A 13,955-nucleotide genomic window follows, 5' to 3' on the forward strand; every position below is an offset into this window, starting at 1 on the left:
ATTTAAATTAAAGAAAAATTAGAACGAATTTTCATCGAAGTGAAACTTCAACTGTAAAAAATTTAAAATCAAATAAGCCTATAAAATTTTACAGACTCATTCAATGAAAGTTTATTTTTGGAAATGATTATTATGAGTATTACTACATTTATTAAAACTAGATTATTGAATAATAGGGTTGAACAGTACAATACTAAGCGCAGCTATTGGGGAGAAAATGAAAGGCAACCCCGGACTGATGGAATCAATACTGGTCTGGACTTACCAGATGCACTTCCTCCAGTAATCAATAAAACAATAGCTAATGCTCGTTATGCTATTAAACTCGACGGTTATACTTCAGGTATTTTGAAAAACAGAATTGATAAGGCCAATGTTAATATTGTGCTTGTAGATAGGGACAATAAACTCTCACAGGAACAGAAATTGACTTTGATTTTGTGGGCTCGTAAAATTGACGTCCGCCAAGTAGCTAAAGAAATCTTACAGGGCGGAATGGTTGATGGTGAGGGAATAATCAAACCGGTTCAGCGCTGGGATAAAAAGATTGGCAAATACATTAAACCAGTATTCTTGGAAATCGGTGCGCATGGCTATGGATTAAAAAAGGAATTCAATGATGATAATGAAGTCGAATTATATCTGCATGAAATGCCTAAGGATGTTGTTAATGGATCTCCCGAAGACTTCAATAATTTTGTAAGTGTGGAAGAGGGAACATTAACGGTAAGATACGAAGCGGGTGAGGTCATCAACTTCATGTATAATGAGATTTACGGCGAAGCTCAAAGCATTATCCTGAACTGTCTAGATGACATCTACCACAAATGCAATTTGGAGAGAAACCAGGTTGAAAGAATTAATAAGGATAATATTATTGAAGTTAAGCCTTCTCTTGATGCAAACGGCCGTCCGTATATCACTGAACTTTCATCAACTGCAAAGGAAAACTTATATGCGGATTATGGAACTACAGCAGACAGCAATGTAGCAATTGTGCCTCCTGGAATTGAATCTAAAATTTTGGGAGGTAACAACTACCAGTCTGATTATACAAGACAGACGGAAATCTTTAGAAATAATATCTTAAGGACTTTCGTAACTCCTCAGTCTCAGGCAGGTAATGAGCGCTCCAATCAGAATGTTGCTGAATACATCAACGATTCAGCTATTACCGGTTTCATTGTTAATGTGGCCAATGACCAGAAGTGGGTGTTAAAGTATTGTAATATGTTATTGAACATGCAGCTTGAACTGATGGGAATTGATGAAGCTTTAAATGTCTATTTCAGCTATTCAAGAGATGATGTGTTAAGATATATTATGGAACTTTCAGCTGAAGGTGATGAAATCTATAAAAACTATCTCAGTAACTTTGAAGAGGAACAGCCTGTGGGTGAGAGAATCTCAAGTGAAAACGGAACTGAAATATAATAAATATTTATATAAAATAAGTAATAAAATATATAATAAACAATATAATAAAATGTGATAACATGAAACATGAACTTTTTGAAGTAGGATTATATGATTATTCGGACTTGGATGATCGCCTTACAAAACCAGTGAAATGGACAAGTGACGATTTAAAGCTGATAGCTGAAAACTATCGGGGCGGAATTCCTTTAACCTCAGAACATGACAAGGTCTACATAGGCATTGGAAATAACATTGTGTTTGAAGAAAGATAATGGAGATACATTTGGAATTGATACTATGAGCTTAATAGATGTTGGTGTAACCAAAAGTCCAAGAAAAATAACTTTGTTGAATTCAGAAATAACCGGAGAAACTGGGGATACAGGTGTAACTGGTACAACTGGTGAAATTGGAAATCCGGAACCTGCTCCTCAGCCTCCAGCAGCGGAAAACAAGGATGTTAATGTAGCAACCAATTTGCTTTTAGAAAAACTGCAAGGAAAAGATGCTGAAATTGGAAAGCTTCAGGAAGAGATTAACACTTTAAAAGAAGAATCTGAAAAATATGAAGAGATTAAAAAAGCTATTGAAGAAAATAAAGATTTCATAGATAATAAAGAAGATATTCTAAAAGAATTGTCTGAACTCAGAAAACATGAAAATGAAAGAAAAATAAAGGAATATGAAGCCAAATACAACTTCAACTATAATGAAAACGCACAGGATAAAGAGATAATAGATAAGTTATTGTCCGGGGATGTTGATATGGAACTTATGGAGAAACTGGCTGAAAGAAGAATCAAAATCGAAGCCACTAGTGACGGTTCCACACCGGGAGGAAGAAATCCCCAAAACTCCGGAGATGTAATTGAAACCGGATCTACCGGAAGCACCGGAGATGAGGACAAGCCTTCATTTACAACTCGTGAAGAATATAATAAGATATTAAAGGATATGGGATTCAATAGAACCAGAATCTAGCTATGATGGTGTTTTATTGCTCGTTGTTTAGTTATGGGGGAGTGTTTAGATGTGTTTCACTCTCCCTTAAAATTTACAATTCATCTTGTGAGGTAAAATCGTGCATTGAAACCCTTAATGCCTAATTAAGGGGGTACAAGCCCCCCTTTAATTACTCACGAATGCCAATGCCGAATTTACTTCATTTGTCATTTTACCGACTCGGAATGGGGGACAAGCCCCCTTCCTTGGAGTCGACAAACTAATGTTTACAAAACTTAACCCCGGAACAGGGGCAATCCCCTGTTCCTTAAATCTGACAAATCTATTATTGCTAGGCATATAGTAGGGCATTTCTCTGTCGCTCAAGGCATCCAGTCTGACCTTCGGTCGGATGGAATATGATGGAACAAGCATTCTTATCTTTTTATTCATCTATTGTATTGCGGAACCGGTTGGCAGGGGTAGGTTCCTCCATATAGTATATTGCTCGCCAATTCTTATTCACCTGACCTTTTGTAATTTTGAATGTTTGAGGCTAATTTTCGGCAAAATTTAGTCTGTTTAATTTATCTTCGGAGTTATCCTTAATTTCTTTTTTTCATTTAACATTGTTTCAACCCATAATAGTTCATGTTTTATTTTTATTTTCAATGTTAAATATTTTCTCTAAGTAATTTTATAATGAATTTATCTGAAGTAATGTTCTAAAAATATTCTTCTCTTTTAAAAAGTATATGTTTATCTTTGAAAAAATTATTATTAATGCCTAAAATAACTTCTTTATTTTTAAATAACCTTATTTTCATCATTTTAATTATTAAACAAGTCATAGTCAAATGGTAAATTTTTCAATGATAAGTAAATGCCTTTTAATAAATATTTCATAGAATAAATAAATGTAATAAAAAAAGACACAATCATTAATACACAACAATTTGCAATTGTGAAATATTCTCTATTAAATATGTTTATATTGTCTAATGAGGATAAATCCACTGAATTCAAAATGTAAGATAAGATAAACAAACTTGATAAAAAGAACAGGCAGAAGATTGTGGATATGAAATAATATTCGCCAGATTTTAGCATGTTGTTTTTAGTTTCTTTTTCCTGTTCGTTAGTTGAGTTTAATGCCATTGCGTATGTAAATGATAAAACAGATAATGTCGCACATAATAATGCGAAAGTTAATGCAAACATAGAATAATTGTATTTTGATAAATTAGCAATAATTTTGATAATATCTTCAAAAATGAAATTAAATATAATTAGTATAGTCCCAAGAAGAGGCAGTAACGTTTTCATGTTAAAGAAGTTTTCTGCTCTTTTCCTATTATCTGCTTCATATAAAAAAGTATAAACTAAGTAAGCGGACATGAAAAAACCATATAATAATGTAGAAATAAATTGAATCATACTTATACTGTAGTTTCTATGAATTAAAACCCCAAAACTAAATGAAATGATTATTATTAGAAAAAATCTTATTAATATTATAAATTTTGAAGTCATATATTTTGAATCAATTTTTGATTTTTTTCTTTGTTTTTCTTTGCTATTTAAGTTGTTGTCATTATCAATTCTCTTTAAATCTCGAGTTTCTAAAGAATAAATAATTCGATTATATATTTCGGGAATGAATAATAATATTAATACGCCATAATCAAAATTTGGTAATTTAAAATAATGTTTTGTACATATTCCTAAAATCATGAAAAAATATACAAAGATTAAGAATACATAAAGGTTATCAAAAACTAAATTTATAATTTTTTTGAAGTATTTTAACATTAATATTCTCCTTTTTGATAATCATAATAATACTTATCTTTTAAAATTTTCTTAAATTCATTAGATTTCACATAAGATTTCTTTTCAAGGTTCCACTCAATATCCTGTGTTGTTTTGTATTTGCAATTGCTACAAAATTCATTATTGAAACTAGCAAAAGCTTTATCTAAATTACAATTTGATTTTATTTTTCCATATTTACAATATAATATTTTTAGTCCTTCAGAATATAATCTTAACTTAGATGGAATCTCATTAGGAACATAACATAATTCTAAATGTATGCAATTGTCCAATATTCTTTTTGGATTAAGGTCTTTGATTGCTTGTTTTAAATTAATAGTTTCATCATTATTGTTCTTCAAATCAATTCCTTCAATTAATAATAATTTTTCATATAATTCTAGTAAATCATTGTAGGTTATATCTGAAAAATCTTTATTTGGCACTGGCTTGGATATTTGTTCTTTTAAACTTTTTATTAAGTTAATATGGTACTTTACATCATATTGTTTGGCTAATTCTTCATATTCTTCCAGTAATTTTGTAGGATAACAATCTTGTTTAAGGTAATGATAAAGTATTTTGTATTTATAAAATTCGTATTTATAATGAGAAAAATCTGTTGAAACATCTATAATCTTAGAAAATATGGCTATTAATTGTTCAATTCTGTTCAACATTAAATTTAAAACATCTTTTGTTGTAAAATTATAAGTTATATAGACATGATTAATTAACACACCAAGCAACATTCTCATTAATTCAAGAAACATATATAATTCTTTATTATCCATAATTTTTATTAGATATAATATAAAATTTCCATAAAATGTGTAAAGTTGGTTATTTTCAATATATATCTTTTTTTTCAAGTATTCCTTAATTTTATTAGAAGAGTTGTTATTTTCGGATATTTTCTGTATTAATAAGTTTTTTTGCAATTCATTTTGCAAAATTAAAGATTGGCTTTCTAGTTTTAGACCGTTAAAATAGTATTCAAAATATGTAATATTATTTTCTATGGATAATTCTAATCCTTCATTGATAAAATGGAATAATTGTTTTTTATTTTCCAAATTACAAAATGAAATTAATGCAGCAATAGAATTTAAATGATGAATTATATTGTCTTTATCATCTTTTGTTTTATTATAAATAGATTGAAAAGATTTTTTAGCATTAATAGAATCATTTTGATTTTGTATAAATTCAAAACCAACCCTTGTTTGAGCAATATATATTTCAGAATATTTATTTTTCAAATCTTCAGATTTTTTTATAGGGTCATTTGTTATATTTTTAACTTTCCACATAAGTTCTTGAGTCGGAATACCATATATTAATAAATTACAATATGATGAACCTTTTTCTGCAACTTGCTCTATAATTTTAGGGTTTGAAAAGGTGTTTTTAATTGGCATGTCTACTGTAACAGTTTCTTGTGATTTCCAATTTGGTCTTTTAATGTTTAATTCTTCATTGATATATTTTTGAATAAATAAACAACAATATTCTTCATTAATAACGTCCACAACTACTAAAAACACTGGTTTGTCCACTTTGTTATAGTAATATTTCAAGTAATCTGTTCTTATTTGGAACTTAACATGATTTCCATGTTTTTTATATTTTTCTGTACCTTTTAGTTGAATTATAAATGAAATATTTGTGGCTTCATCAGTATATTTATCAAAAACTTGTACGAAATAATCAATACCATAATCTTCGCTAAGTTCTGAAAGAGACCAATTTTTAGGACTTATTTTCATGAGAATAGATTTTGCAGTTGCATCAATTCTATGTTGTTTTGTTCTTTTCAATATTTCACCTTTTCTTGGATTTTAATTTAATTTCCTTACTTTTAACATAGCTATAATATTGGAAACCAGTATATGATTTATAAGAAAAATGTACAAATATTTTTAAATTATTTGGTACTTTTAATTTCTTATTAGGTTCTTGAAATTCATAATATTCGTCTTCAAATGGATAATCATTAAAATCATTTTCTTTAACTTCATCATCTAATGGAATATAACAGTCTAACGGAAGATGTATTTCTTCTTTAGGGTTAATAGATTCAATAGGAATTTTTTTTAAAATTAAATATTTGGTGGGATTTGCTTCTCCCCAGTAATGTTCAATGTCTTGTGCAAATGCTTCAATCTTAATACATATGTCCGTTATTGGATATTTTCTATTATTTTCAATAGATAAATTCAAATTAACACAATTTCCTTTAATTCCAGTATTATTGCAAGTAAAATCAAATTTTAGATTGTAAGGGTCATAAGTGTATGGAATTAACCACATGAATTTATTTGCATTTAATTTTAATATTGGATCAGCAATATCGAAATTAGATTTGTAAAAACAGTCGTGGCACAGTATTATTCTATTTTCGCAAAAAAATATTGGTTTATTTTCGTTAAATTTACTTAATGCATGTTCGCATATTTTTCTATGTGTTAACAACCATTTATTATTTTCATAGAACTTATCATGAATATCTCCTCTACCAGCACCACTAACTCCAACATTAAGTCTAATTAATTTATTGTTTTTACATTTAAAGAATACAATACCTTTGTTAACATATTTATAACAACAATCCATACAATAATATTTTTCATTTTTCTCACTAAATGCAAAATATTTTTTAAGAGTTTTACCACAGTCAGAACATTTCATAATAAACACACCATAAGGAAATAGAATATCAAAAAGATTAAAAAAGAAATTACCGAAATTTTTAAGTTTAAGACTAGTTGGTTATTCAAATCATGATTTGTTTTAATTGAAGTAATATACTGGTCTTCTAATGATTCTTCAAGTTCATCTTTTTTTCTGTCAAGATTTTCTACAGATTCATCAAAATTATCAAAATCAAAAGGATGTGTGTAATTTTTAGGAAGAAATATGTATGCAAAAAAACCAAGTGATAATAAAAAAGACAATATCAAACCAGATAAAATAAAACCTCCAACATAAGAAAAGTATTTGTCAATTGGGTTGAAGAGATTAAAATTAGTACAAATTATGGTAACTACAATTGAGATAACTCCCAGAAAATAGGATGCTTTACTTTGCAGACTATCTTTTCTATAATTTTCTCTATTAAAGATAGCTCGTAATTCTTCAAGTTTTAAATTGTCTTTAGCCATAGGATATCTAATGATAATTATATTTATGTTAATATAAATTGTTTTTGTGTTCGAATTTTATGGCAATGATGCAATTTTAAAATTAGCATAATCTTTTTTGTTTTCATTTTTTATTTTCTAAATTTAATTTTAGTATATAAAGATGCAATTGTCATGTTTTGAAAATATTTTTTGGAAGATATTTTAACCTTGTAGAAACCATGTCAAAATTTAAGTGAACATTGATAATTTTTACTTATTTTTATCAAATAATTCTTTATTAAAGGATTGATTTTTCAGGATAATGTTCTGCGCAATAGTTTTTATTACTTTTTTTATTATATATTTTATATAAAATAAGTAATATAAATGTTAAGTATGACATTGCAAAAAGAATTAAAAATAAATATTCTAATGAGTAATTACAACCAAAGGAGCAGTAGTTATCTGGGAAACTATGATTATATCTTTTTGGATAATCTCACAAGCAGTTCTTACGCTAATCTTTTTAGAAGTGATTTGAAAAACCTGAAAATCAAAACAGATGACAACACAGAATGTAGCATATTATACCTTCCAGCTTATGGAACACAACCTCCTGCCATGCTTGTAAAAGTTCCAACCAACAAGATTTCACAAACCACAATGCTACTTTTAGATGTCTATGATACAGGAACAACTTTTTCAAGCACTTTAACAACATGCAGTGAAGTGTTGATGTTTGATGCAAACTATGATACATACTCAAACTTTTTCATGAACTACTCAGGTTTAAGTATCAACAATGACTCAACAGATGGAGGCCAATTTCTTAGAGCCAGATTCGTTCCTAACCTTGACGGAACTTCTCCAACGGATTTAATTACAACATTTGCTTCAGGTCAATCTTTAAGTAATAATCGTGTTACTGTAGCCAGATTTAAACGTATTGGAGGCAATGTTGATGTTAATGATAATGCAACATATCATGGTTCAACTTTTGGAAATGTCATGATGCAAGTTGACGGTAGTCTCACAACATATGGAGTAGATACTAAAGGTACAACATGCTACTGGGCTGATGAGGAAAAGGACTATTGCATGTTTAATGGTGAAAAGACTTTAGTAATGGTCAGTTCATTTGATGCTTATGCTTCAGGCAGTGATGAAGAAGGAAATTATAAACAATATCATCGTCATGGTCGTGTAGGAACTGGAACTTCAAATAGCTCAGATTATCTAGAAGGATTCAGCAGAAACAATCCTGACAAGATTTATGAAAACAACTATGCTGAAATTCAAATATCTCCAACATTTTACGCTACAACAGATTTTGAAGATTTTAATTATGTTGATCTAAAATGGTTACTCATATTTCCATCACCATTATTTGCAGCTAATGGAATTCCAACAGTAACAGTAACGGAAAGAACTAAAACTGGAATTCGTTTATATAAGGGAAGTCATGAATACACTAAGGCCTACAGAGGCTCGACGTTAATGTGGGACGCTAATGATGATGACATGGAGGATACTGGACTTCATATTCCAGATAAAATAATTAACAAGAATTGGGATTGGGTGTTTTAAAATGATAATCGATTATGATGTAAACTCAACAATTGGACATGGACGGGGATATCCAACAGGACTGGAACATTCAGAAAAAATGGACGTAATAGCTTGCCTGCTTGATGAAGGGGACAGAAGCTATGTTAATGAAGAGCATACGGCTTGGATTTGCTCCAATCAATGTGCAGTTGGTGAAATGGTAACGTTGGATGAATCATCCACAATGGAGCATACTATAGTCAGAAAAGCCAAAGCGGGTGAACTTGCTTTTGGATATCTATTAGGTAAAGTACAGGTCAAGACTTCAGGATTAACTTTAGTGGCCGTGGCCGTATTGGGCGATGTCTTCAGATTGAAACTCAAAAGGCCGGCACCTGCAGATATATTGCCAAATACAAGAATCTACATCGACAGTGACGGCGAGTGTAATCCAGTTCAAGGCCATGATTTAAGATTACTTTCAATCGTTAATCTAACGGAAAACGAAGATACACAATACATTAGAGTCTACAGGCAAATGTCAGAGATTGAAATGTATCCTGAATCTCAAAACTGTATCGATTTGGGGGACTGCTCATTTGAACAGGATGAAATAACTCATGTCGTCAATATGATTATTCCTTCAGAATCCAACATCATGGCGCAGGCCAATTATGTTAAAGATGCTGATGGAGTTACATATTGTGAGCTTCCGGACGTAGCTATTGTAAATGATGTCAGATTCGTTTGGGAAGATAACAAATTGTATATGGAATGGGAAGGCTGTGATGATGGCAAAGATATATACCTTATATAAAATAGATAATAAAATATATAATAAATTACATAATAAAATATATAATATTAAAGTGAGGTTATAACATGACAATAAGGAAACTGGTAGGAACTCTAGAAAATAAAGGCCCATACATTGACCAGGCAACAGGCCACTGGTTTTACTGGAACGGAACTAAATACGTCGATAGTGGCTATCCTTACGCAGTTAAACCTATAATATCATTTAAAATCGAAGATGGAATACTATACTACTCAATAACATGGGAGGCACAATGAAATACATAAAATACTTTGAAACAATCGAAGAATACCAAACCTGGATGAGCATAGAAGAAAATGCAGATGAAGTATTCAAAAGTGAAGAGAAGATGTGTGTTGATGGAGTAATAATCAGCCATACATACAAAGATTTTGAAAATCCAATAGCTATAGGTGATACACAATGATTTACGAATGGATAGAAAGAAACAGAAAAGATATTGACATATTAACTTCATTTCTCGTTACAGCTATTCCAGTTGTCATGTTATATTCAGAAGCTTTGGGAATTACAGAAAATACAATTCCATACTGTATTCTCATGATAATCTTAGGAATAGCCAGCCATTACGCAAGTAGAATTAGAGGCCAAGGAGATGTTGAAGACGCAAAACAAAAAGCTAAAAGAGTTTTGGGTTGCCCTGAAAAACAATAAACTTCTTTGGAGGATATTCTTATCATGAACCAACTAAAAAAGAAGATATTCATATGTAACTTTACCAAAACAATTTCAAGTGCTGTTTTAACAGCAATAGCCATCAACATTATAATGACCAACGCAACAAACTATGCTTTAATCGAAGGACTATTGCCATTTACACTAGCCATTATCATTGTCGCATCAATTGACATTTATGAATATAGATGCGAGCGTGAAGAAAAGATTAACTTGGACGAACTGGAAGGCAGAATCGAAAAGCTGGAAGGTAATCAAGATGAAAGGTAAAATCTTAATTGCAGTTCCAACATTCGAAAATATCAAACCGGAATGCTTTAAAAGCATATTCGGTTTAACAAATCCTCAAAATTATAATCTATTCTTTGATTATGTAAAAGGTTATGACTGTGCACGTGCAAGAAACGAAATAGTCAACTTGGCAATTAAATATGGCTTTGACTATGTGTTAATGATAGATTCAGATGTTAGTGTTCCAAAAGATACGGTAGTTAAGCTATTGGAATGTGAAAGTGATATTGCTTTAGGATGGTACTACAAAAAAAGAACAAAAACAGATCAAACTGTCATCTATGATTTTGGAAAAGACTACACAGAAAAAAACATGATCTATGGAGAAACATTATGTAAAGTTAATGATCCATTTGACATTAAAGGTGGTGGTCTTGGAATAGCTCTCGTTAATGTTAATGTCTTCAAGAAAATGACATGTCCATATTTCAAATACATAATCTATGACAATGATACTGTACTGTCTGAAGACTTGTATTTCTGCACAGAAGCTAGAAAATACGGAATGAATATCAAATGCAACCCAAATGTAAAAGGCAAACACATATATGAAGTGTTAATGTAAAAATGGAGGATGTTAATGTCAAATCAAATCGTTTTATTGGAAGGAAGAAAAGAAGTTACAACATTTCTACTCGATGATGGAGATGTAACTTCAAAAGAAGTAATAACAGAAACTGGTACAGATATTGGCTACGAATACACAGATAAACTTTATCCTGAAGATACAGTTACAATTTCATCCAAATCAGAAATCGGGAAAGAAATGGTTAAAAAATATACTGGCAGCAATAATGAAATACCAATCGGTATTGTTGTTAATGACCCAATGGTAATGGAGAACGGCCAAAGAAAATCCAGTGTGTTAGTGTTAGGTCAACTATACAGACTCAAACTGGCCAGTAATGTTAATGATATTGCACCAGCAGATAAAATCAAATTAACTGAAGATGGGGCTATTAAAGATTCTTCAGGTGAATTCTTAGCACTACATCCGGTAGAAGATTCAGATGATTATAATTATGTCAACTGTTTTAAATTAGCTAGCGGAAGTTCTGGTGAAACTGGAGAGAAAGGCGACACAGGTGAGACTGGACCAGCAGGACCTAAAGGTGATACTGGAGATACAGGTGTAACTGGTGAAACTGGCCCTAAGGGAGATACTGGTGATACTGGCGCTACAGGTTCTAAAGGCGATACTGGAGACGATGGAGAAAGTATTGATGTATATAAAGACTCAGCACATAGGCAGATAATATTTTCTGGTGCAAACACGGAGGTCACTATATATTTTGATGATATAACTGGTCCTAAAGGTGATACTGGAGCAACAGGGGCTACCGGTGCCACAGGTGAAACAGGAGTCAAAGGCGATACAGGTGATACTGGAGCAACTGGTGAAACAGGTCCTAAAGGAGACACAGGAGATACAGGTGAAAAAGGCGATACAGGTGATACTGGTGCTACAGGTTCTAAAGGAGACACTGGAGATACTGGTGCAACCGGACCTGTTAATCTTGCAAGCTCGCTAGATACTACAGATACAACCAATGCCATTAAGAATGCGCCAGTAGCTACAGCTATTGAAAACTTGCAGACAAGCATTGGAACAATAACATCCACACAAACATCAAATCTTAACCTGCTGGGGAGCTGATTAACATGAATTTTACGCCTCCGGATTTTTCACAGATTCTGGCCAATGAACAGACAATGAATTCCAGATTGACAACATTAAGAAGTAATCTAAGAGCAGGATTGACAAATGCCGGAATTAGCTATAGCCAATCCGACACCATTAATCAGCTGATTGACAGGTATGAGATTCTTCCGATATTTCAGACAGACGTTAATGTCAATCCACAGACTGCAGGAAAACTTGGAACATTATACAAGATGGCCAATATCAGTGCTGCAGCATGGTCAGGTGCCAGTAATGGAAATTATCATGTTACCTATACAAACGATACTACTCAAGACCAGTTCGAAGAGGATGACTGGTATTATACAGCAACATTCGGCAAATTCAACACGACACCCGGAACATATTATTACGGTGACTGTGAAGGATGGAAAATCGAATCACAGTTCAAAATAACGGACGGATGGAATGGGCTGATGGGAATCGGATTCCTGGTAGATGCAAACTATAGTGAATCAGGTTTAATTAAAGATTATAATCAAGATGGATATACTGGAGTATTCATAGGTGCTGCCGAAGGATATCCTGGGATTTTCTCATTGGATAACGGATGGGGAGTAACAAAGGAAATGGTGCAGGATTTTGATCATGCATTTGCCGGAGGTACAATGGTACTTGAAAAAACAGATGATTATTATTTGTCATACATGTTCAAGGACATAAACGGCACAGTTTTGATTTCTGGAACATTTGATCCCGGCGATGTGTGGAATTCAGATGAAATAGTCTTTGGGGCATACGGATCAGACGGCTACAAATCATATAGCCATACAACATGCCTGACAAAAGGAACTAAGATATATTATGAACCGGAATTATGAGGTGTTAATGTGAGTATAGCTAGCAATGTCATTTTGGAAAACACAAGGCTTGGAGTTGTCAGAACAAAGTTAAGGAACAAATTAACCGAATATAATATCTGGTGGGATAATACTCTCACAATATTTGAACTTGCAGAAAGGCTGGTGCTGATGTTTGGAGTAGCTATAGTGAGCACTGTAAAATCAAATACAATCACCCTTGGAGGATTTGAATACAGTGTAACATTGCAGGATTCAGGAGTTCCTGTCGACTGGTGGATTAATGGAGTCCACAGTGTTGTTAGAACAGATTCTAATGGAAAGTCCTCCGTTACTGTACCTTATGTTCAGGACGCAACCGGAACAGTAGTCAGTAAAGTTGGAAGAAAAGCAGCCATTGACATTAACTATACATGCGTTCCGTTTGCAAGTTTTGATGACAATGCATGGGATTACAATACTGGAAGCTATGACATTGTGAAATATCCTACAAGCATTTCACATACATTCAATATTGGTGATGTGGATTATGTTGAAGTATATAATCTAGCCAAGGATGTGGGAAGTGGAAATGTTGTAATGGCAATACCTAAAGTATATGCAAATGGTATTGGTGGAAGCAATGGAATACATATTTCAGTCGGATTATATCAGAAAAAGGACAGTAATCAGGGCTGGGGAGATGCAATAGCACTGGTCAGTTCAAAATCATTAAGCCATTACAGGGATACAAAGATTCTGGAACTGGGAGCATATCCCGGCAAGAAAGGATTGAAATATTCAACATCCGACCATGTAGT

The 13,955-nt window shown here is 32.0% G+C and carries 17 protein-coding genes; 13 read left to right on the forward strand and 4 right to left on the reverse strand.

The window, feature by feature from the left end; genetic code table 11:
• The first annotated feature begins 132 nt into the window (after positions 1 to 132).
• The 3 genes from QZU75_RS11690 (at position 133) to QZU75_RS11700 (ending at position 2,400) form a co-directional block, all read left to right on the forward strand.
• On the forward strand, positions 133 to 1,434 hold the full coding sequence (locus tag QZU75_RS11690) for a hypothetical protein (protein ID WP_296883937.1): 1,302 nt from the start codon (positions 133 to 135) through the stop codon (positions 1,432 to 1,434).
• Positions 1,435 to 1,496: 62 nt separating this feature from the next.
• Positions 1,497 to 1,691 carry a hypothetical protein gene (locus QZU75_RS11695; protein ID WP_296883938.1) on the forward strand — a complete coding sequence of 65 codons (195 nt, stop codon included), beginning with the start codon at positions 1,497 to 1,499 and terminating at the stop codon, positions 1,689 to 1,691.
• Positions 1,692 to 1,716: 25 nt separating this feature from the next.
• Positions 1,717 to 2,400 (forward strand): hypothetical protein, encoded by a 684-nt coding sequence (locus QZU75_RS11700; protein ID WP_296883939.1) that lies wholly within the window; start codon positions 1,717 to 1,719, stop codon positions 2,398 to 2,400.
• 792 nt (positions 2,401 to 3,192) lie between these two features.
• Here QZU75_RS11700 and QZU75_RS11705 read toward each other — a convergent pair.
• From QZU75_RS11705 to QZU75_RS11720, 4 genes are read right to left on the reverse strand one after another with little or no spacing between them, the layout of a single operon-like run.
• Entirely contained in the window at positions 3,193 to 4,173 is a 981-nt protein-coding gene (locus QZU75_RS11705) for a hypothetical protein (protein WP_296883940.1), read from the reverse strand.
• Positions 4,173 to 5,996 (reverse strand): DUF4365 domain-containing protein, encoded by a 1,824-nt coding sequence (locus QZU75_RS11710; RefSeq protein WP_296883942.1) that lies wholly within the window; start codon positions 5,994 to 5,996, stop codon positions 4,173 to 4,175. Before QZU75_RS11710 ends, QZU75_RS11705 begins: the two co-directional genes overlap by 1 nt.
• 4 nt (positions 5,997 to 6,000) lie before the next feature.
• Positions 6,001 to 6,876 carry a hypothetical protein gene (locus QZU75_RS11715; RefSeq protein ID WP_296883944.1) on the reverse strand — a complete coding sequence of 292 codons (876 nt, stop codon included), beginning with the start codon at positions 6,874 to 6,876 and terminating at the stop codon, positions 6,001 to 6,003.
• Complete coding sequence (locus QZU75_RS11720; RefSeq protein WP_296883946.1) at positions 6,864 to 7,340, reverse strand: hypothetical protein; 477 nt, start codon at positions 7,338 to 7,340, stop codon at positions 6,864 to 6,866. Before QZU75_RS11720 ends, QZU75_RS11715 begins: the two co-directional genes overlap by 13 nt.
• A 393-nt stretch (positions 7,341 to 7,733) precedes the next feature.
• Here QZU75_RS11720 and QZU75_RS11725 point away from each other — a divergent pair, with 393 nt between their 5' ends.
• The 10 genes from QZU75_RS11725 to QZU75_RS11770 all read left to right on the forward strand — a co-directional run.
• On the forward strand, positions 7,734 to 8,888 hold the full coding sequence (locus QZU75_RS11725) for a hypothetical protein (RefSeq protein ID WP_296883947.1): 1,155 nt from the start codon (positions 7,734 to 7,736) through the stop codon (positions 8,886 to 8,888).
• Position 8,889: 1 nt separating this feature from the next.
• A complete protein-coding gene (locus QZU75_RS11730) occupies positions 8,890 to 9,666 on the forward strand; it encodes a hypothetical protein (RefSeq protein WP_296883948.1) in 777 nt (258 codons plus the stop codon).
• A 65-nt stretch (positions 9,667 to 9,731) separates the two neighbouring features.
• Positions 9,732 to 9,923 carry a hypothetical protein gene (locus QZU75_RS11735; protein ID WP_296883950.1) on the forward strand — a complete coding sequence of 64 codons (192 nt, stop codon included), beginning with the start codon at positions 9,732 to 9,734 and terminating at the stop codon, positions 9,921 to 9,923.
• The gene (locus QZU75_RS11740) at positions 9,920 to 10,093 is read left to right on the forward strand and encodes a hypothetical protein (protein ID WP_296883951.1); all 174 of its coding nucleotides are present in this window, start codon (positions 9,920 to 9,922) and stop codon (positions 10,091 to 10,093) included. Before QZU75_RS11735 ends, QZU75_RS11740 begins: the two co-directional genes overlap by 4 nt.
• Positions 10,090 to 10,341, forward strand: coding sequence for a hypothetical protein (locus tag QZU75_RS11745; protein ID WP_296883952.1), 252 nt, complete (start codon positions 10,090 to 10,092; stop codon positions 10,339 to 10,341). Before QZU75_RS11740 ends, QZU75_RS11745 begins: the two co-directional genes overlap by 4 nt.
• Positions 10,342 to 10,365: 24 nt before the next feature.
• Entirely contained in the window at positions 10,366 to 10,632 is a 267-nt protein-coding gene (locus tag QZU75_RS11750) for a hypothetical protein (RefSeq protein WP_296883954.1), read from the forward strand.
• The gene (locus tag QZU75_RS11755) at positions 10,622 to 11,218 is read left to right on the forward strand and encodes a hypothetical protein (RefSeq protein ID WP_296883956.1); all 597 of its coding nucleotides are present in this window, start codon (positions 10,622 to 10,624) and stop codon (positions 11,216 to 11,218) included. Before QZU75_RS11750 ends, QZU75_RS11755 begins: the two co-directional genes overlap by 11 nt.
• Positions 11,219 to 11,233: 15 nt before the next feature.
• Positions 11,234 to 12,310, forward strand: a complete 1,077-nt coding sequence (locus tag QZU75_RS11760; protein ID WP_296883957.1) for a hypothetical protein — start codon at positions 11,234 to 11,236, stop codon at positions 12,308 to 12,310.
• Positions 12,311 to 12,315: 5 nt separating this feature from the next.
• Complete coding sequence (locus QZU75_RS11765) at positions 12,316 to 13,176, forward strand: hypothetical protein (protein ID WP_296883959.1); 861 nt, start codon at positions 12,316 to 12,318, stop codon at positions 13,174 to 13,176.
• A 9-nt stretch (positions 13,177 to 13,185) separates the two neighbouring features.
• A partial coding sequence (locus QZU75_RS11770) for a hypothetical protein (RefSeq protein ID WP_296883961.1) occupies positions 13,186 to 13,955 on the forward strand: 770 nt, incomplete at its 3' end.

The sequence above is a fragment of the uncultured Methanobrevibacter sp. genome, assembly GCF_902764455.1.
GTDB lineage: Archaea > Methanobacteriota > Methanobacteria > Methanobacteriales > Methanobacteriaceae > Methanocatella.

Excerpts from the sequence above, each read along its gene's own strand:
- QZU75_RS11755 (WP_296883956.1), top strand. The coding sequence starts at position 10,622 with ATGAAAGGTAAAATCTTAATTGCAGTTCCAACATTCGAAAATATCAAA.
- QZU75_RS11740 (WP_296883951.1), top strand. The coding sequence starts at position 9,920 with ATGAAATACATAAAATACTTTGAAACAATCGAAGAATACCAAACCTGG.
- QZU75_RS11690 (WP_296883937.1), top strand. The coding sequence starts at position 133 with ATGAGTATTACTACATTTATTAAAACTAGATTATTGAATAATAGGGTT.
- QZU75_RS11750 (WP_296883954.1), top strand. The coding sequence starts at position 10,366 with ATGAACCAACTAAAAAAGAAGATATTCATATGTAACTTTACCAAAACA.
- QZU75_RS11705 (WP_296883940.1), bottom strand. The coding sequence starts at position 4,173 with ATGTTAAAATACTTCAAAAAAATTATAAATTTAGTTTTTGATAACCTT.
- QZU75_RS11730 (WP_296883948.1), top strand. The coding sequence starts at position 8,890 with ATGATAATCGATTATGATGTAAACTCAACAATTGGACATGGACGGGGA.
- QZU75_RS11735 (WP_296883950.1), top strand. The coding sequence starts at position 9,732 with ATGACAATAAGGAAACTGGTAGGAACTCTAGAAAATAAAGGCCCATAC.
- QZU75_RS11760 (WP_296883957.1), top strand. The coding sequence starts at position 11,234 with ATGTCAAATCAAATCGTTTTATTGGAAGGAAGAAAAGAAGTTACAACA.
- QZU75_RS11725 (WP_296883947.1), top strand. The coding sequence starts at position 7,734 with ATGAGTAATTACAACCAAAGGAGCAGTAGTTATCTGGGAAACTATGAT.
- QZU75_RS11700 (WP_296883939.1), top strand. The coding sequence starts at position 1,717 with ATGAGCTTAATAGATGTTGGTGTAACCAAAAGTCCAAGAAAAATAACT.
- QZU75_RS11745 (WP_296883952.1), top strand. The coding sequence starts at position 10,090 with ATGATTTACGAATGGATAGAAAGAAACAGAAAAGATATTGACATATTA.
- QZU75_RS11695 (WP_296883938.1), top strand. The coding sequence starts at position 1,497 with ATGAAACATGAACTTTTTGAAGTAGGATTATATGATTATTCGGACTTG.
- QZU75_RS11765 (WP_296883959.1), top strand. The coding sequence starts at position 12,316 with ATGAATTTTACGCCTCCGGATTTTTCACAGATTCTGGCCAATGAACAG.
- QZU75_RS11720 (WP_296883946.1), bottom strand. The coding sequence starts at position 7,340 with ATGGCTAAAGACAATTTAAAACTTGAAGAATTACGAGCTATCTTTAAT.